Source organism: Klebsiella sp. BIGb0149, assembly GCF_004362605.1.
GTDB classification, from domain to species: Bacteria; Pseudomonadota; Gammaproteobacteria; order Enterobacterales; family Enterobacteriaceae; genus Klebsiella; species Klebsiella terrigena.
The window spans coordinates 634,565-651,093 of record NZ_SNYG01000003.1; the positions used below are offsets into that span (position 1 = coordinate 634,565).

The following is a 16,529-nucleotide window of genomic DNA, read 5'->3' on the forward strand; positions in this document are numbered from 1 at the left end:
CATTAGCGTCCTTTAAATTGCGGGGTACGTTTTTGTAAAAAGGCATCGATGCCTTCGCGACGATCTTCCGTCGCGCTGAGCAGCGTAAACAGCTGGCGCTCCTGCTGGAGCCCGGCCTGCAGCCCCACCTCCTGCGACTGGCGCAGCGCCTGCTTCGCCGCCCGCAGCGCCAGCGGCGAGTGGCGGGCAATGGTCGCTGCCAGCTTCAGTGCATATTCATCGGTTAACGCCGGCGGATAGATGTCGCTCACCAGACCGGCCTGCTGCGCCCGCCGGGCGTCGATGGCTTCGCCGCTCAGCACCATGCGGCTGGCCAGCGCCTTGCCGACGCAGCGGATCAGCCGCTGGGTGCCGCCCGCGCCGGGCATAATGCCGAGGGTGATTTCCGGCACACCGAAGCGGGCGTTATCCCCCGCGACCACCAGGTCGCAGAGCAGCGCCAGCTCGCAGCCCGCGCCGAGGGCGTAGCCGTTCACTGCCGCAATCAGCGGTTTCGGGAAGGCGTCAATGCGCGCCCACAGGCGGGGGCGAATATCATCGAACGTGGCCGGGAGATCTTTTTCCGCCATTTCGTTCAGGTCGGCGCCGGCGGCAAACACGCGCTGGCCGCCGCTAATCACGCAGGCGCTAATTTCCGGGTCGGCCGCCGCGGCTTCCAGCGCCTCGGCAAGCTGCATCAGCAGCGCATTATTGAGCGCATTGCGCGCCTGCGGCCGGTTGAGGGTCAGGTGCAGCACCCGCTCGTGGCGGGTAATCAGCAGTTCGCTCATGCCATCCCCCGGGCGTCAAAATCCACCACCACGTCGCCGCTGGTCGGCAGCGCCTGGCAGCTGAGCACGTATCCGGCCGCCAGCTCGTCCGCTTCGAGGCTGTAGTTTGCCGCCATCGCCACTTCTCCGCTCAGCACCTTGCATTTGCAGGTGGCGCAGACGCCGCCTTTACAGGCGAACGGCAGATCCGCCCCCTGGCGCAGCGCCGCGTCGAGAATGCTGTCATCCTCTGCGCTGAGGGCCACCAGCCGGTCGCGGCCGTCCTGACGAATGGTGACGGTGCGGCCCTCGGCCTGCACCCCGGTCGCGCGCTTAACGCTGCTGCCCGGGGTATTAAAACGCTCAAGATGAATGCTGTTCGCCGCCATCCCGAGCGCCCCCAGCGCGGCCTCAGCGTCATCCATCATCACCGCCGGGCCGCAGATAAAGGCCTCGTCGAAGCGGCTGAAGTCCAGCAGCCGGCCGGAGAGCGCGCGCAGCTTAGCGCCGTCGATGCGCCCCTGCAGCAGATCGCTGTCCATCGACTCCTGGCTAAACAGGTGCACCACCTGCAGCCGCTGCGGATAGCGGTCTTTCAGGTCCGCCAGCGCCTGGCGAAACATCATGCTGTGGCTGCTGCGGTTGCCGTAGATCAGGGTGAAGCGGCTTTGCGCTTCGGTGGCGAGCGTGGCGCCGATAATCGCCATCATCGGCGTAATGCCGGAACCGGCGGCAATCGCCAGGTATTCACCGCGCCTTTCGGCCTGCGGCTGGTAGCCAAAATGGCCCTGCGGCACCATCACCTCCAGGGCCATGCCCTGGTGGATATTGTTCTGCGCATAGCGGGAGAAGCGGCCGCCGTCGATGGCCTTTACCGCCACGCTGATTTCGGCCGGGGAGCGGCTGCGGCAGATGGAGTAGCAGCGCCGCAGCTCTTCCCCGCCGAGGCGGGCTTTTACGGTCAGGTGCTGGCCGGGACGGAAGGCGTACTCGGCCTGCAGCGCGTCGGGGATCGCAAAGGTAATGGTCACCGCATCGCGGGTTTCCGGCTCCACTCTCGCGACGGTAAGCGAATGAAACGTCGTCATGGCAACCTCAAATACATTTAAAGTAATCAAAGGGTTCGCGGCAGCTGTCGCAGCGGTAGAGCGCTTTGCAGGCCGTAGAACCGAATTCGCTAATCAGCGAGGTGTGGACGCTGCCGCAGCGCGGGCAAACCACCTCCTGCGGCATATCGGCGTGGCAGGCGTGCCCCTGCGGCGGGCTGATCCCGTACTGGCGCAGGCGCTCGCGGGCCGCCTGATTCATCCAGTCGGTGGTCCACGGCGGGTCAAGCTGCAGGACAATATGCACCGGCGTGTAGCCGCGGCGGGCCATCGCCGCGCGGATCTCGCCCAGCAGATGCTCCGTTGCCGGGCAGCCAGAGTAGGTCGGCGTAAAGCCAATCACCCAGCCCTCGCCGCGCGGCGCCACGCTGCGCACCATCCCGAGGTCGGTAATGGTCAGCACCGGCACTTCCGGGTCGGGGATCTCGCTGAGCAGGGCCCAGATAGCGTGAACGTCGGCGGGGGCGATCGCGGTCAGTCGTTGCATAGCCACCTCCTGCTACCAGCGCTGGCCGGGATAGGCGCGCTGCAGATACTGCATCTCCGCGAGCATCGGTCCGAGGTGTTCGCTGTGCAAACCCTGCTTGCCGCCGCTGCGAAACGCCGCCTCCTCGGGGATCTGCAGACCCGACTCCAGCAGCGCGGTATGCACCGTGCTCTGCCAGGTTCCCTGCAGCTCGCGCGGGTCGACGGCAATTCCCTGCTCGACCAGGCTCAGCTCCAGCGCGTCGGCCATAAACAGCTCGCCGGTAAAGCGCCACAGGCCATCGACCGCCTGCTGCATTTTTTGCGCAGAAAGCGGCGTGCCGTTGCCCAGCCGTTCGAGCCAGCCGCGGCTAAAGCGTAGGTGGTAGCGCACCTCCTTCAGCCCCTTGGCGGCGATGGCGGCAATTTGCGCATCGCGGCTCTCTACCAGACGGGTGAACAGCGCCACGTGCCAGGCGTCGATAAAGAACTGGCGGACGAGGGTGTCGGCGAAGCTGCCGTTCGGCTGCTCCACCAGCAGCAGGTTGTGAAACTGGCGCTCGTCGCGGCCAAAGGCGAGAGTGTCTTCGTCCCCGCTCCCCGCCAGCTCCGCCGCGTAGGTAAGGAAATTACGCGCCTGGCCGAGCAGGTCGAGACCGATATTGGCCAGCGCCAGATCAATCTCCAGCTCCGGCGCGTGGCCGCACCACGCCCCCAGGCGCTGGGCCAGCACCAGGCCGTTATCGCCCAGACGCAGAGCATAGGTTGCAACGGGATTGAGGTTATTCATCGCTGCCTCACATATGTTCCATGCCGTCCGGCACGCTGTAGAAAGTGGGATGGCGGTAGATTTTGCTCTCCGCCGGGTCAAAGAATTCGCCGCGCTCTTCCGGCTGCGAAGCGATGATTTCGCTGGCCTTCACCACCCACAGCGAGCAGCCTTCGCTGCGGCGGGTGTAGACGTCGCGGGCGTTTTCCAGCGCCATCTGGTCGTCGGCGGCGTGCAGGCTGCCGACGTGGCGGTGCGAAAGTCCCTGTTTGCTGCGGACAAAAACTTCATATAACGGCCAGTAAACGTTGCTCATGGTGGTGCTCCTTACGCCGCGTCGCGGGAGTGTTGTTTTTGCGCGTGGGCCAGCGCGGCTTCCCGCACCCATGCCCCCTCTTCCCAGGCTTTACGCTTGGCGGCCAGTCGTTCGTGGTTGCAGATCCCGCGGCCGCTAATGACCTCGTTCAGCTCCTGCCAGTCAATCTCGCCGAAACGGTAGCGGCCGCTGGCCTCGTCGAAGCGCAGCTCGGCATCCGGGACGGTCATCCCGAGGAGCTCGACCTGCGGCACGGTGTTGTCGACAAAGCGCTGGCGCAGCTCATCGTTGGAGTGCAGCTTGATCTTCCACGCCATGCTGCGGGCGCTGTTGGGCGAGCTGTCATCGCTGGGGCCAAACATCATCAGCGCCGGCCACCAGAAGCGGTCGATCGCGTCCTGCAGCATCCGCCGCTGCTCGTCGCTGCCCTGGGCCAGCACCATGCAGGCTTCAAATCCCTGGCGCTGGTGGAAACTCTCTTCCTTGCAGATTTTGACCATCGCCCTGGCGTAGGGGCCGTAGGAGGTGCGGCACAGTGCCACCTGGTTGACGATGGCGGCGCCGTCCACCAGCCAGCCGATCACGCCGATATCCGCCCAGCTCAGCGTGGGGTAGTTAAAAATGGAGGAGTACTTCATCCGCCCGTCGAGCATCTTCTGATAGAGATCTTCCCGGGCGCAGCCGAGGGTTTCCGCCGCGCTGTACAGATAGAGGCCGTGGCCGGCCTCATCCTGCACCTTAGCCAGCAGGATCGCCTTGCGGCGCAGCGTCGGCGCGCGGGTGATCCAGTTCCCTTCCGGCAGCATGCCGACAATTTCGGAGTGCGCATGCTGGCCAATCTGGCGGATCAGCGTCTGGCGGTAGGCGTCGGGCATCCAGTCCTGCGGTTCGATGGCCGTATCCTGCGCGATGCGCTGGTCAAAGCGTTGTTCTTCTGTCACGTCATCACCTTTATGATTCCTGTAAATTCAACAAATCAATTTTTGTGAATCACTTTGTTTTATAAAAGTTACACTCTGGTTAAATAAAACCACAAATTTTGTTTGTTCTTTTTGTGACGATCGCCGCAAAACATTCCACTAACAGCGTAAATACAACAACATATGACACACACTCACGACATCATCGATCACAATGTTAATAAATTATTAAATATAGGCTTGCATTTAATGATTCATAAAATAACTATTTATAGATATTTCACGTAACACATCTGGAGATTCGCGATGCAGCAGTTAGCCAGCTACTTATCCGGCGCCTGGCAGACCGGCCGGGGGCGCACCCGTACTATTCACCACGCCATCAGCGGCGAAGCGCTGTGGGAAGTCTCCAGCGAAGGGCTGGATATGGCGCAGGCGCGCCGCTTTGCCATCGAGCGCGGCGGCAAAGCGCTGCAGGCCATGACCTTTATTGAGCGCAGCGCGATGCTCAAGGCGGTGGCCAAACACCTGCTGGAGCACAAGGCCGACTTTTATGCTATTTCGGCGCAAACCGGGGCGACCCGCGCCGACAGCTGGGTCGATATCGAAGGCGGCATCGGCACGCTGTTTACCTACGCCGGGCTGGGCAGCCGGGAGCTGCCGGACGATAACCTGTGGCCGGAAGATGAGCTGATTCCGCTATCAAAACAGGGAGGCTTCGCCGCCCGCCACGTGCTGACCTCGAAGTCCGGCGTGGCGGTGCATATCAACGCCTTTAACTTCCCCTGCTGGGGGATGCTGGAGAAGCTGGCGCCAACCTGGCTGGCCGGGATGCCGGCGATCGTCAAGCCGGCCACCGCCACCGCTCAGCTGACCCAGGCGATGGTGAAGTCCATCGTTGACAGCGGCCTGGTGCCGGAAGGCGCCCTCAGCCTGATTTGCGGCGGCGCGGGGGATCTGCTCGAGCGTCTCGATAGCCAGGACGTGGTGACCTTCACCGGCTCCGCCGCCACCGGCCAGCAGCTGCGCGTGCACCCGAACCTGGTGGCGAAATCCATCCCCTTCACCATGGAGGCCGACTCGCTGAACTGCTGCGTGCTGGGGGATGACGTCACCCCGGAGCAGCCGGAGTTCGCGCTGTTTATTCGCGAAGTGGTGCGCGAAATGACCGCTAAAGCCGGACAGAAATGTACCGCTATCCGCCGGATTATCGTGCCGCAGGCGCAGGTCAGCGCGGTGAGCGAGGCGCTGATCGCCCGCCTGCAGAAGGTGGTGGTGGGCGACCCGGCGCAGGAAGGGGTCAAAATGGGCGCGCTGGTGAATAGCGATCAGCGCCGGGACGTGCAGGAGAACGTCAATACGCTGATTGCGGCTGGCTGCGAGATCCGCCTCGGCGGCCGGGCGGACCTCAGCGCCGCCGGGGCCTTTTTCCCGCCGACGCTGCTGTTCTGCCCGCAGCCGGATGAAACCCCAGCGGTGCACGCCATCGAAGCCTTCGGCCCGGTAGCAACCCTGATGCCGTACCAAAACCGCGAGCACGCGCTGACCCTCGCCCGGGCGGGCGAAGGCAGCCTGGTGGGGACGCTGGTCACCGCCAGCGGCGAGCTGGCACGATCGTTTATTCTCGGCGCCGCCCGCTGCCACGGCCGTATTCAGATCCTCAACGAAGAGTCGTCCGCCGAGTCCACCGGCCACGGCTCTCCGCTACCGCAGCTGGTTCACGGCGGGCCGGGCCGGGCGGGAGGCGGCGAAGAGCTCGGCGGCCTGCGGTCGGTGAAGCACCATATGCAGCGCACGGCGGTTCAGGGCAGCCCGACCATGCTGGCGGCCATCTCCAGACAGTGGGTTCGCGGCGCGCAGGTGGCCGAGGACCGCGTTCATCCGTTCCGCAAATATTTCGAAGAGATCCAGCCCGGCGACAGCCTGCTGACGCCGCGCCGCACGCTGACCGAGGCGGATATCGTCAATTTTGCCTGCCTGAGCGGCGACCACTTCTACGCCCACATGGATAAAATTGCCGCCGCCGAGTCGATTTTCGGCGAACGGGTGGTGCACGGCTACTTCCTGATCTCCGCGGCCGCCGGGCTGTTCGTCGATGCCGGCGTCGGGCCGGTTATCGCCAACTACGGCATGGAAAATCTGCGCTTTATCGAGCCGGTGAAGCCGGGAGATACCATCCAGGTACGCCTGACCTGCAAGCGTAAAACGGTCAAACGCCAGCGCACGGCGGAAGAGAAAGCCACCGGCGTCGTCGAGTGGGCGGTAGAGATATTTAACCAGCACCAGCAGCCGGTGGCGCTCTACTCCATTCTGACCCTCGTTGCCCGCCAGCGCGGCGACTTCCCGGCCTGACGGCAAAACGCCCTCCCCACCGCCCCGGGTCATGGCCGCAGCGCCCTCCCGGGGCATAACTGGCAAATCTGACAAACAACCTGGCAAGAGCAAACAAACGCCCGATGGCCCGGCGCTGATAGCTTAGTGCTACTGAAGCCGACTTTCGCAGCGGCAAGGCACAACACAACAATAAGACGAGGTCACAATGGCAAACGGCTCGATTCTTTCCCCGCGTAAAACGGCTTTGGCCCTGGCTGTCGCCCTGTTTTGCGCCTGGCAAACGCCGGTACTGGCGCACGGTAGCGAAGCGCATATGGTCCCGATGGACAAGACGCTGCAGGAGTTTGGCGCCGACGTGCAGTGGGACGACTATGCCCAGATGTTTACGCTGATCAAAGACGGCGCCTATGTCAAAGTGAAGCCCGGCGCCAAAACGGCCATCGTTAACGGCAAACCGCTGAACCTGCAGGTTCCGGTGGTAATGAAAGAGGGTAAAGCCTGGGTTTCCGAGACCTTTATCAACGACGTGTTCCAGTCCGGCCTCGATCAAACCTTCCAGGTTGAAAAACGCCCCCACCCGCTCAACTCCTTAACCTCGGCGGAAATCAGCGAAGCGGTCACCATCGTCAAAGCGGCGCCGGAGTTCCGCCCGAATACGCGCTTCACCGAAATCTCCCTCCACGAGCCGGATAAGGCGGCGGTGTGGGCCTTTGTGCTGAACGGTACCGCCGTGGACGCCCCGCGCACCGCCGACGTGGTGATGCTCGACGGTAAGCACGTTATCGAAAGCGTGGTCGATTTACAGAACAAGAAGATCCTCTCGTGGAAAGCGATCAAAGACGCCCACGGTATGGTGCTGCTCGACGATTTCGCCAGCGTGCAAAACATCATCAACGCCAGCGATGAGTTTGCCGCAGTGCTGAAAAAGCACGGCATCACCGATACCAAAAAGGTGATCACCACCCCGCTGACCGTCGGCTACTTTGACGGCAAAGATGGCCTGAAACAGGACGCCCGTCTGCTGAAGGTGGTGAGCTATCTGGATACCGGCGACGGCAACTACTGGGCGCACCCGATTGAGAACCTGGTGGCGGTGGTCGATCTCGAGCAGAAGAAAATCATCAAGATTGAGGAAGGTCCGGTGATCCCGGTGCCGATGGAATCCCGCCCTTACGACGGCCGCGACCGCGTGAAGCCGGCGGTCAAGCCGCTGGATATCACCGAGCCGGAGGGCAAAAACTACACCATCACCGGCGATATGATCCACTGGCAGAACTGGGATTTCCACCTGCGCCTGAACTCGCGCGTCGGGCCGATTTTGTCCACCGTGACCTACAACGACAACGGTAAAAAGCGCCAGGTGATGTACGAAGGCTCCCTCGGCGGGATGATTGTCCCGTACGGCGATCCGGACGTCGGCTGGTACTTTAAGGCCTATCTCGACTCCGGTGATTACGGGATGGGCACCCTGACCTCGCCTATCGTGCGCGGCAAGGACGCGCCGGCCAACTCGGTGCTGCTGGATGAAACCATCGCTGACTACACCGGCACGCCGACCACCATTCCGCGCGCCGTGGCGATCTTCGAGCGCTATGCCGGGCCGGAGTACAAGCACCAGGAGATGGGCCAGCCCAACGTCAGCACCGAGCGCCGCGAGCTGGTGGTGCGCTGGATAAGCACCGTCGGCAACTACGACTACATCTTTGACTGGGTATTCCACGAGAACGGCACCATCGGCATCGACGCGGGAGCCACCGGCATTGAGGCGGTGAAGGGCGTGCTGGCGAAGACCATGCACGATCCGAGCGCCAAAGAGGATACCCGCTACGGGACGCTGATCGACCATAACATCGTCGGCACCACCCATCAGCATATCTACAACTTCCGCCTCGATCTCGACGTTGACGGCGAGAACAACAGCCTGGTGGCGATGGACCCGGAAGTGAAGCCGAATACCGCCGGCGGCCCGCGTACCAGCACCATGCAGATTAACCAGTACGCCATCGATACGGAACAGAAAGCGGCGCAGAAATTTGACCCGGGCACCATCCGCCTGCTGAGCAACACCACGAAAGAAAACCGGATGGGTAACCCGGTGTCGTACCAGATAATCCCTTACGCCGGCGGGACGCATCCGGTGGCGACCGGCGCCAAGTTTGCCCCCGATGAGTGGATCTATCACCGCCTGAGCTTTATGGATAAACAGCTGTGGGTCACCCGCTATCATCAGGAGGAGCGCTACCCGGAAGGCAAGTATCCCAACCGTTCGATCCACGATACCGGCCTCGGTCAGTACGCAAAAGATAACGAGTCGCTGGACAACCATGATGACGTGGTGTGGATAACCACCGGCACCACCCACGTGGCGCGCGCCGAAGAGTGGCCGATTATGCCTACCGAATGGGCCCACGCGCTGCTGAAGCCGTGGAACTTCTTCGATGAAACCCCAACCCTGGGCGAGAAGAAGAAGTAGACGCAGCCCTGCTGAAGCAAGACAGCCAGACGCCGCCGGAGCCCTCTCCGGCGGCGTTTTTCGTCTCAGGCTTCGCCGGGCTCGCTGAAATCGAGCAGGATTTTGCGCGCGCTTCCCTGCCGCCCGCTGGCGACGATAGCCTCCTGCCAGCGCCTAAAAGGCAGCACCTGCGCCGCGGGCATGGCGGTCTGCGGCAGCAGCTGCCAGATGTCGCTAAACGCCGCCCGCCACTCGCCGACGTCCAGCGGCGGCAGCGCCTCGCGCAGATGAAATTTACTCACCCGCGCGCCGTGGCGCGATTGCGTCAGCGGCGCGCCGGAAAGTAAGCCCCAGGAGATAAGCGTCGAGGATGCCGGCAGCATGGCCAGCAGTTCGCTGGAGGATTCGCCGCCCACCGCATCAAACAGCAGATCGGTCTGCTGAAGCACCTGCCCAAGCATGCCGCGATCCGTCGTCATCAGCGGATAGATCCCCTGCAGCTCCAGCCGTTCACGATGCTGCGGCGAACGAATCACCCCGCATACCGAACGCGCGCCGCTCCGCAGCGCCCACTGGCCCAGCAGGCTGGCGCCGGATGAGGCGGCGGCCGTAAGGACAATATTTTTACCCGCCACCGGCCAGCGCCTGAGCATCAGCAGCGCGGTCAGCGGATTGATATAGCCCCGCGCGGCGAGCCTGTCGTCAATCCCGTCCGGCACCGGCACCAGCCACTCGCCGGCGATATCCAGATAGCTCTGCCAGGTCCCCTCGCCGCGCAGCGGCAAAACCCGCTGGCCGGGCGCTATGCCCGAGCCCGGCGATGCGGCAACCACCACGCCAACGCCTTCATAGCCGGCCACGGCGGGAAGCGTCGTGCGGTGGCGATAGGCGCCGGTGACGGGAATAAGATCGGAAGGGTTGAGCGGCGCATAGCGCATTTGCACGCGCACTTTCCCCGCCGCCAGCGTCGGCAGAGGCTGCGTGTGCAGGGCCAGCACGCGCTCCGGCGGCCCGTAGCGGTGGTAGCAGATGGTATGGTTGAGCATATTCAGCACGGCACGATAAAAGCAGGATGATAGCAGAGTTTGCTCAGCGGCTCCCTGCCATCCTTTTGCCCCTCAGCCCGGCCCGTCGCTGGCGGCGGCCAGCAGCGGTACGATAAGATCGCTCAGCGGCGTCGGGATAGCGTGCCGGCGAGCGCGTCGCTGCACTACGCCGTTGCGAATATCCCACTCCAGCGGCAGCCCGGCCTCGCGGTCGATAAGAATGGAGGTGCTCAGATCGGCGGGCGCGCGGTGAAAGACCTCAACGATCTCCTGCGGCACGCTGTCGCTCAGTTTTGCACCCTCGGCGCGCGCGACGCTCAGGCACTCGCGCAAATAGGCTAAGGCCACGGCGGTAATATCCTCCCGGGAAAACATGCCGGCGCGACGCCCCGCCAGCACCATCAGGCCGGCGACGGCGTTCTGCAGCAGCTTGCGCCACGCAACGGTAGTGAAATCCTCGGCCAGATCCACGGCGCAGCGGGTCCCGCGCAGCGCGTCCTGCACCAGTTTGGCCTGCGCGGTGTCGGGTATCGTCAGCCTCGGGGCCGCGCGCAGCCAGACGGAGGCGGCTTCTTCCCGCAGCGCCGGGAACCACACCACCGCAGGCAGCACCGTGGCGCCCGCAACCCTGGCGGCAAACTGCTCCTGCTGTTCAACGCCGTTTTGCAGCACGCAAACCAGGGTATTTTTATCGCACAGCGCCGTCAGCCATGCGCTAATGTCGTCAATCTGCGTCGCCTTCACCGCCACGAAAACCAGGTCGAACGGACGCGCAACGGTCGCGGGATCGGTCAGTACCGGACCGGGAACGGTAATCTGTCCGCCGTCAAAGCGCAGCGATAGCTGCGGATGAGCGGTACGCCCGCACACCGTCGGCGTACGACCGACCTCGTGCAGCGCTGCCGCGATGGTGGTACCGATGGCGCCGGGGCCTATCAGCGCAACTGCAGGTTCTTTCGACATGACGATCGCCTCCTGTTGAGTCAGTTCCCGCCCTGACGGCGGGAAAGAAAACAAACAGTAGCGATAAATCATCGCTTTCAGCAAGCCCCGCCGGCAGGAAAACGATTGTTGGCGGCCCGCGGCCGGTTTAGCGGCTGACGGTCAGGGCGACGCTGCCGCGGTTGTTATCATACATCTGCCAGGCGTCGTTGGCGTAAGCGTATAGATAGCCGCTCCTGGCCGGCGTAAAGCGGCATCCGCTGCCAATGACGAAGATCTGATGCCGCTGCTGAGGGACGGCGGGAACGGCGCCGGCGCCGTTGGCGACCACGCCGATCAGCGCGAACCACGGCGCCGTGCCAACGCGCCTGCTCAGCCAAAAGTCGACGTCCTGATTTTTGGTCGCCCCCTTCCACAGCATCTCCAGCTTATCGGCGACGGAAGCCAGAATCTGCGCCGCCTCGCCGGGGTAAAACTTCCCGTCATCGGTGCCGTCGGCATCGCAGGGTATCGAGCTGTCCATCCATTTTCCCGAGGCGCTGAACCGGTACTCGACGCCCGCCTCCAGCCAAACCCCGGTTTCATTCCAGCGCTCACGAGAAAAGACGTCGAACGTTACCGGATGCTCTGGCGTCAGCGCCCTGAGGCGCCGGTAGCCGCCGTGGAGCAGCGACGGCTGGCTTTGACGCTGCAGGACGCTGCTATCAACGTCGGCGCTGCCCGCTACAATCTGCGGCACCCCGCGCGGGCAGGTGTGCAGCAGCTTAAACACCCCGGTCACCGAATCGTGCAGCAGGCCCTGAGCATCGGGCCTGAGCTGGGTAGCGATATCCGGATGCAGCTCAAGGCCGAGATCGCGCGCTTCGGACATCATCCACTGCAGAGGGATATCCGATAGTCCGCACTGCGCGTAGCCACCGCCAACGTCGGAGTGCACGCCGACGAACCAGCGCTGCTTCACCCGCGGGTTTGCCGCCACGTTATCCCACAGCGTCGGGATAAAGCTTTGCCGCTGCTCGTCCAGCGCCAGCGCGTGGCGGGCGTTTTTGACGATCGGGCTCAAGGAGGTATCGTGGAACGCATACTTTTTCGGGTCGTCCAGCAGGTTGGCTAAGGCCAGGTCGTCAGGGATCCCCAGCGACCCCACCGTTTCCCAGACGCCAATAAAATAGATCGGCACGCTCTCTTTGGTGGGATTTCCCGTGGCAACCTCATAGAAGGGCCGCCCGACGCTGGCTATCACCGCCGGCGCGCTGGCCGCCGGCTGTCGGTAAAGGCTGAACAGCGCGTTGATGTCCTCCCAGACTTTATCGTCGCCGGTTCCGGCTCCGCCGGCATTTAATAAACCGCAGCGCGAGATCATTCCGCCAAGGCTTCTCACCGTATAGGCCCCACGGCTAAAGCCAAATAACCATATTTTATCGCCGGGTCGATAGTTGGTGGCGAGCCAGTAATAGGCGCTAATAATATTTTTATCCAGACCGTCGCCTATGCCACCGCCAATATAACGATCGACAACGCCGCCGTCGGTACCGACGCCGGGGTGATAATAGACGCGCTGGGCGCTATTTTCCGTCACGGCGTTGCGCAGTTTGACCACGTTCGTCGGCGCGGGTTTGCCATCATCAAGCTGCTGGGGGGTATTCCAGGTACCGTCACAAAAGACCAGTAAGTTCATATGAACCTCATCGACAGGCCGCATTAAAAGGGGATGTTTGACAAATTAAAAATAGCAGACTGTAATCGGATCGGCAGAACAAATGAAAAGACGCCCTCTTACTCCCCGCGCGGTTTAGCGGCAGGCGCTGATGGCGACATTTGGCTAGCATGCTAATCAAGTCAACGTTATTGCGGGGATCATCATGGGGACAGAAACTCACCGGCCCGCCGCGCTGAGCGATATAGGAAAGCTGAATTCATTGAACCAGCCGCAAAAGCTCGAGGCTATTTTTAAAACCTGTAACGAATACGAAGAAAATATAATTGGCTGGTATCAAAAGGAAGTAAAGAAAAAACGCTGGCTCTCGCTGCTTCTTTTATTCACGGTATTCACGGCGATTGTTGCTATTGCCGCTATTCAAATTTTCAGGCTCCCATTTACGCAAACTGACGCGGGTAAGCTATGGTTAACCCAAATTTCACTGGGGCTGCTGACAATTGCGATGCTGCTATTTATTGCCGACCGCGTGTTTCGCCTGACCGACGGCTGGATGTACTATATTCGAACCATTATTGCCATTGAGACGCGCTATGCGGAGTTTATTAGCGGATGGATCCAAAACGATGCCTCCAGTCACGCAGACGCGGATTTGCATTATATAAACGCCGCCGGGATTGCCGCGGCGTTTATTAATGACATCCACCGCATCCAGCAGCAGGAAACCCAGGCGTGGTCAAGCCAGCTTACGGAATCTATCGGCCTGCTGGGATCGCTGCTCAAAGAGCAGCAGAGCAAGGCGTCGGGGCAGAAGCAAAATCAGCAGCAGAACGGAGGCCAGCGCCACGCGGCGCCCGAAATTCGCGGCCGGGGTAAGCGGTCGAACCTCAGGCGTCGGGTCAGCGGCTAATAGCGCACGCAGACCGATTTGGTTTCACACCAGTCGTCCAGCCAGTCCGGGCCGAAGTCGCGCCCGGTACCGGACTGCTTCATGCCGCCAAACGGCAGGTTGGCGTCGATAAGCGTATGGCTGTTGACCCATACCGTGCCCGCCTGCAGGCGCTCGGTGTAGCTCAGCGCCTGGCTCAAATCGCCGGTCCAGACGCTGGCCGTCAGGCCAAAATCGCTGTCGTTGGCGAGACGCAGCGCCTCTTCGCCATCGGCGACGCGCACCAGGTTCACCACCGGGCCAAAGACCTCCTCTCTGCTGAGCCGCAGCCCGGCATCGGGGTTAATCACCAGCGTCGGCGCAATGTAGTAGCCCTTGCCGTCCGGCCCGCTGCTGCCGGTAATCAGCTCGGCGTTCTGCTGCCGCGCCTGATCGAGATAGGCGGCGACCTTGTCGCAGTGCGTCCGGGAAACGACCGGGTTAATGTGGGTTGATTCCTGCATTCCGGGGCCGACCTGCAGCGACTTCACCGCCTGCTCAAAGCCGCTCACCAGGGTATCGAACAGCGGCGCTTCGATATAGATCCGCGAGCTGGCGGCGCACACCTGCCCCTGATTGAGGAAGCTGCCGGTCATCAGCCCTTCAATGACCCACTCCGGGTTGGCGTCTTTCAGCACGATGGCCGGGTTTTTACCGCCCAGCTCAAGGGTCACGCGGGTCAGCCGGTCGGCGGCCACGCGGGCAATCTGTTTGCCGGTCGCCGTCGAGCCGGTAAAACTCACCTTTGCCACCTGCGGATGCGAGGTTAACGCCGCCCCGCACTCCGCGCCGCTGCCGGTGACCACGTTAAATACGCCGTCCGGCACGCCGGCTTCGCTCGCCAGCTCCGCCACGCGCAGCAGGGTCAGCGGCGTGGTCTCCGAGGGCTTAATCACGATGGAGCAGCCCGCCGCCAGCGCCGGCATCACCTTCCACATGCCGATCATCAGCGGGAAGTTCCACGGCACGATCCCCGCCACCACGCCAACCGGCTCCTTGCGGGTCCACGCCTGGTAGCGCGCGCCCTGCGGGAACGGAATCGACACGTCCAGCGTGCGGCCGCTGATTTTGGTGGTCAGCCCGGCGGTGTAGCGCATCCAGTTCAGCGTGCAGCCGACTTCAAAGGCGCGGGAGATATTAATCGACTTGCCCTGCTCGAGAGTCTCCAGCTGCGCCAGCTCCTCGCCGTGCTGCTCAACCAGGTCGGCAAAGCGCAGCAGGATACGTTCGCGATCGGCCGGCGTGCGTCCGGCCCAGCTGCGGGAGACAAACGCGCGCCACGCCGACATCACGGCGCGGTCGACGTCCGCGGCACCGGCGTCCGCCGTGCTGGCTATCGCCTCCCCGGTCGCCGGGTTCCAGACGGTCAGCCGCTTTTCGCTCTGCGCCGCCTGCTGGGCACCGTCGATATACACGCCATGCTGTCTGTCTAAAAACTGCTGTACGCTGGCAAGCAGCGCTACCTGTGCTGTGGACATATCGCTTCCTTATTCCTCACGGATCGTGAATTCAGTCTACGACGCGCTCAGGCTTCACGCTTTTTTCTCTGTGACATTCGTTTTTGCCGCTGTGACAGCCGCCGCAATTAGGCATATTGCGCGGGCAAAAATGTGCCTCAGGTAATAGTTTCATTTTACAAAAATTACAACCTTGTTATAATCAACAACTTAGCAGCACATGGAGGTTGGAATGACACAGGCATTCAGTTACGTAAGGTTCAGTACCAAACACCAAGCAACAGGTACTTCGTTAGAGCGACAGGTAAATGCTTCTAAGCTGTTCTGTTCGCAAAATGGACTTACTCTGTCCAATCAGTCTTACCATGATTTAGGCATCTCAGGCTTCAAAAACGTCAGACGCCCAGAGCTAGAACAGATGCTTGAAGCCATACAAAATGGTGATATCCCGTCAGGCAGTTATATCCTCATTGAAGCGATTGACCGATTAAGTCGTAAAGGCATCAGCCATACACAAGACATCTTAAAGAAAATCCTTCAGTACGACGTTAAAGTCGCGTTTGTTGGCGAAGATGCCAAGACACTTCAAGGACATATACTCGATAAAGACTCACTGAATGACCTCAGTTCAGTGATATTAGTCCCGTTAGCTGCTGACTTAGCACACAAAGAGTCATTAAGAAAATCAAAACTCGTTAAAGCTTCAAAGGCTATTGCACGTGAAAAAGCTGCTGATGGAGAAATCCTTCCGGGTAAGTCAGTTTTCTATCTTGATTATGACAGGAAGAACAAAAAGTACGTGTTCAATAAACGTGTTGATATAGCTAGAAAAATTGTTCAGATGAGACTTGAAGGAAAAAGCCCTCGTAAAATCGCACGTCTATTAAACGAAGAAAATATCCCAGGCCCTACTGGAAAAGAATGGCATCAGATGTCTGTAAAGCGGTTGTTAAAAAGTCCAGTGCTTTACGGTGCTTATCAGACACATCAAATTATAGAACAGAAATATATCCCAGTATCATTAATTGAAGGCTACTACCCTGCCCTGATTGATTATCAAGTCTTCTCACAGATACAGTTTGATGAAAAAAGAATATCAAAAGGCCGTCCATCAAGACACAAATTCAGCGGTGTTCTTTATTGTGAGTGTGTGACCTGCCCCCAGTATTAAACACAATCGTCAGTTAGTAATGTCGGTTTGTTTACCTTCAATTTTTCCATTTCGCCAGCCCGCTGCAAATTCCGCTGGCGTCCGATAATTCAGTGAGGAATGAGGCCGGCACTCGTTATAGTCCTGCCGCCAGTCGTTAATGATTTTCCTGGCGTGAACGATATCGCTGAACCAGTGCTCGTTCAGACACTCATCCCGAAATCGACCATTAAAGCTT

15 protein-coding genes are annotated in these 16,529 nt (G+C 61.1%); 4 read left to right on the plus strand and 11 right to left on the minus strand.

The genetic code is table 11. From position 1 onward, the window contains the following. Positions 1-2 precede the first annotated feature (2 nt). The 6 genes from paaF to paaA are packed head-to-tail and all read right to left on the minus strand — an operon-like array spanning position 3 to position 4,346. Complete coding sequence (paaF, locus tag EDF75_RS14795; RefSeq protein WP_133599971.1) at positions 3-770, minus strand: 2,3-dehydroadipyl-CoA hydratase PaaF; 768 nt, start codon at positions 768-770, stop codon at positions 3-5. Continuing rightward, a complete protein-coding gene (gene paaE / locus EDF75_RS14800) occupies positions 767-1,837 on the minus strand; it encodes a 1,2-phenylacetyl-CoA epoxidase subunit PaaE (RefSeq protein ID WP_133599972.1) in 1,071 nt (356 codons plus the stop codon). The genes paaF and paaE overlap by 4 nt, the downstream gene beginning before the upstream one ends. Before the next feature lie 7 nt (positions 1,838-1,844). Beyond that, positions 1,845-2,342 (minus strand): 1,2-phenylacetyl-CoA epoxidase subunit PaaD, encoded by a 498-nt coding sequence (gene paaD / locus EDF75_RS14805; RefSeq protein ID WP_045855137.1) that lies wholly within the window; start codon positions 2,340-2,342, stop codon positions 1,845-1,847. 12 nt (positions 2,343-2,354) lie between these two features. Continuing rightward, positions 2,355-3,110 carry a 1,2-phenylacetyl-CoA epoxidase subunit PaaC gene (gene paaC / locus EDF75_RS14810; protein WP_133599973.1) on the minus strand — a complete coding sequence of 252 codons (756 nt, stop codon included), beginning with the start codon at positions 3,108-3,110 and terminating at the stop codon, positions 2,355-2,357. 7 nt (positions 3,111-3,117) lie between these two features. Beyond that, positions 3,118-3,405 carry a 1,2-phenylacetyl-CoA epoxidase subunit PaaB gene (gene paaB, locus EDF75_RS14815; protein WP_041145265.1) on the minus strand — a complete coding sequence of 96 codons (288 nt, stop codon included), beginning with the start codon at positions 3,403-3,405 and terminating at the stop codon, positions 3,118-3,120. A gap of 11 nt (positions 3,406-3,416) precedes the next feature. Continuing rightward, positions 3,417-4,346: a 1,2-phenylacetyl-CoA epoxidase subunit PaaA gene (paaA, locus tag EDF75_RS14820; protein WP_041145264.1), complete on the minus strand. Its 930-nt coding sequence runs from the start codon at positions 4,344-4,346 to the stop codon at positions 3,417-3,419. A 285-nt stretch (positions 4,347-4,631) separates the two neighbouring features. Here paaA and paaZ point away from each other — a divergent pair, with 285 nt between their 5' ends. Beyond that, positions 4,632-6,677 carry a phenylacetic acid degradation bifunctional protein PaaZ gene (gene paaZ / locus EDF75_RS14825; RefSeq protein WP_133599974.1) on the plus strand — a complete coding sequence of 682 codons (2,046 nt, stop codon included), beginning with the start codon at positions 4,632-4,634 and terminating at the stop codon, positions 6,675-6,677. 187 nt (positions 6,678-6,864) lie between these two features. Then, positions 6,865-9,132: a primary-amine oxidase gene (tynA, locus tag EDF75_RS14830; RefSeq protein WP_133599975.1), complete on the plus strand. Its 2,268-nt coding sequence runs from the start codon at positions 6,865-6,867 to the stop codon at positions 9,130-9,132. A gap of 65 nt (positions 9,133-9,197) precedes the next feature. Here tynA and EDF75_RS14835 read toward each other — a convergent pair whose 3' ends face one another. The 3 genes from EDF75_RS14835 to EDF75_RS14845 form a co-directional block, all read right to left on the minus strand. Further along, entirely contained in the window at positions 9,198-10,157 is a 960-nt protein-coding gene (locus EDF75_RS14835) for a zinc-dependent alcohol dehydrogenase family protein (protein ID WP_133599976.1), read from the minus strand. A 72-nt stretch (positions 10,158-10,229) separates the two neighbouring features. Then, a complete protein-coding gene (locus tag EDF75_RS14840) occupies positions 10,230-11,120 on the minus strand; it encodes an oxidoreductase (RefSeq protein ID WP_133599977.1) in 891 nt (296 codons plus the stop codon). 127 nt (positions 11,121-11,247) lie between these two features. Continuing rightward, positions 11,248-12,777 (minus strand): DUF2235 domain-containing protein, encoded by a 1,530-nt coding sequence (locus tag EDF75_RS14845; protein ID WP_133599978.1) that lies wholly within the window; start codon positions 12,775-12,777, stop codon positions 11,248-11,250. 184 nt (positions 12,778-12,961) lie between these two features. Between EDF75_RS14845 and EDF75_RS14850 the strand changes: the two genes are divergently transcribed. After that, on the plus strand, positions 12,962-13,666 hold the full coding sequence (locus tag EDF75_RS14850) for an SLATT domain-containing protein (RefSeq protein ID WP_133599979.1): 705 nt from the start codon (positions 12,962-12,964) through the stop codon (positions 13,664-13,666). On the opposite strand, the gene EDF75_RS14855 is transcribed toward EDF75_RS14850, so the two are convergent. Continuing rightward, positions 13,663-15,162, minus strand: coding sequence for an aldehyde dehydrogenase family protein (locus EDF75_RS14855; protein ID WP_133599980.1), 1,500 nt, complete (start codon positions 15,160-15,162; stop codon positions 13,663-13,665). The two genes, EDF75_RS14850 and EDF75_RS14855, sit on opposite strands and share 4 nt — an antisense overlap. Before the next feature lie 211 nt (positions 15,163-15,373). Between EDF75_RS14855 and EDF75_RS14860 the strand changes: the two genes are divergently transcribed. Then, positions 15,374-16,312: a recombinase family protein gene (locus tag EDF75_RS14860; RefSeq protein ID WP_166646185.1), complete on the plus strand. Its 939-nt coding sequence runs from the start codon at positions 15,374-15,376 to the stop codon at positions 16,310-16,312. A gap of 9 nt (positions 16,313-16,321) precedes the next feature. Here the strand turns inward: EDF75_RS14860 and EDF75_RS14865 are convergent. After that, on the minus strand, positions 16,322-16,529 hold a 208-nt coding region (locus tag EDF75_RS14865), incomplete at its 5' end, for an integrase core domain-containing protein (RefSeq protein ID WP_133599982.1).

Coding starts and splice junctions, on each gene's coding strand:
- paaF (WP_133599971.1), bottom strand. CDS start 770: ATGAGCGAACTGCTGATTACCCGCCACGAGCGGGTGCTGCACCTGACC.
- paaE (WP_133599972.1), bottom strand. CDS start 1,837: ATGACGACGTTTCATTCGCTTACCGTCGCGAGAGTGGAGCCGGAAACC.
- paaD (WP_045855137.1), bottom strand. CDS start 2,342: ATGCAACGACTGACCGCGATCGCCCCCGCCGACGTTCACGCTATCTGG.
- paaC (WP_133599973.1), bottom strand. CDS start 3,110: ATGAATAACCTCAATCCCGTTGCAACCTATGCTCTGCGTCTGGGCGAT.
- paaB (WP_041145265.1), bottom strand. CDS start 3,405: ATGAGCAACGTTTACTGGCCGTTATATGAAGTTTTTGTCCGCAGCAAA.
- paaZ (WP_133599974.1), top strand. CDS start 4,632: ATGCAGCAGTTAGCCAGCTACTTATCCGGCGCCTGGCAGACCGGCCGG.
- tynA (WP_133599975.1), top strand. CDS start 6,865: ATGGCAAACGGCTCGATTCTTTCCCCGCGTAAAACGGCTTTGGCCCTG.
- EDF75_RS14835 (WP_133599976.1), bottom strand. CDS start 10,157: ATGCTCAACCATACCATCTGCTACCACCGCTACGGGCCGCCGGAGCGC.
- EDF75_RS14840 (WP_133599977.1), bottom strand. CDS start 11,120: ATGTCGAAAGAACCTGCAGTTGCGCTGATAGGCCCCGGCGCCATCGGT.
- EDF75_RS14845 (WP_133599978.1), bottom strand. CDS start 12,777: ATGAACTTACTGGTCTTTTGTGACGGTACCTGGAATACCCCCCAGCAG.
- EDF75_RS14850 (WP_133599979.1), top strand. CDS start 12,962: ATGGGGACAGAAACTCACCGGCCCGCCGCGCTGAGCGATATAGGAAAG.
- EDF75_RS14855 (WP_133599980.1), bottom strand. CDS start 15,162: ATGTCCACAGCACAGGTAGCGCTGCTTGCCAGCGTACAGCAGTTTTTA.
- EDF75_RS14860 (WP_166646185.1), top strand. CDS start 15,374: ATGACACAGGCATTCAGTTACGTAAGGTTCAGTACCAAACACCAAGCA.